General features: G+C 73.1%; 1 protein-coding gene. It reads left to right on the forward strand.

What is annotated here, in order from left to right:
* Positions 1-149: 149 nt before the first annotated feature.
* On the forward strand, positions 150-620 hold the full coding sequence (ybaK, locus tag AM506_RS23565) for a Cys-tRNA(Pro) deacylase (protein ID WP_054575592.1): 471 nt from the start codon (positions 150-152) through the stop codon (positions 618-620).
* Positions 621-644: the final 24 nt, after the last annotated feature.

Here is a 644-nt window from a genome sequence, read left to right on the forward strand (position 1 = left end):
AGCCAGGAGGCGCGCCAGGGCGGCCAGCTCACCAACCTGGGGCACACCGTGATGGTGCACTTCGACCACGAGACCAAGCAGGCCATCCCCATCGAGGGCGAGCTGCGCGAGGCCCTGGAGGCGCACTTCCACGAGGAGCCCGCCGAGGCATGACTCCCGCCGTCAAGCAGCTGGAGAAGGCCGGGGTCGACTTCGCCCTGGCCGAATACGAGCACGATCCGCGCAGCCCCGCCTACGGCGAAGAGGCCGCCCGGACACTGGGCCTGTCGCCGGACGAGGTATTCAAGACGCTGCTGGCCAGGCTCGACGACGGCCGCCTGGCAGTGGCCATCGTGCCGGTATCACGCAAGCTCGACCTCAAGGCCCTGGCGCGCGCCGCCGGCGCCCGCAAGGCGCAGATGGCCGAGGCCGAGGAGGCCCAGCGAGCCACCGGCTATGTGGTGGGCGGCATCAGCCCGCTGGGCCAGAAGCGCCGCCTGGCCACCTTCCTGGATGCCAGCGCCGAGGCCCTGCCGGCGATCCACGTCAGCGGCGGCCGCCGCGGCCTCGAGATCCGCCTGGCCCCGTCCGACCTGCTCCGGCTGACCGGCGCACGCCTGGCGACGCTGGTCCGCGACTGAGCCGACCGCCCGCTGCCGCTGTCC

The sequence above is a fragment of the Rossellomorea vietnamensis genome (assembly GCF_001305855.1).
Taxonomy (GTDB): domain Bacteria; phylum Bacillota; class Bacilli; order Bacillales; family Bacillaceae_B; genus Rossellomorea; species Rossellomorea vietnamensis_A.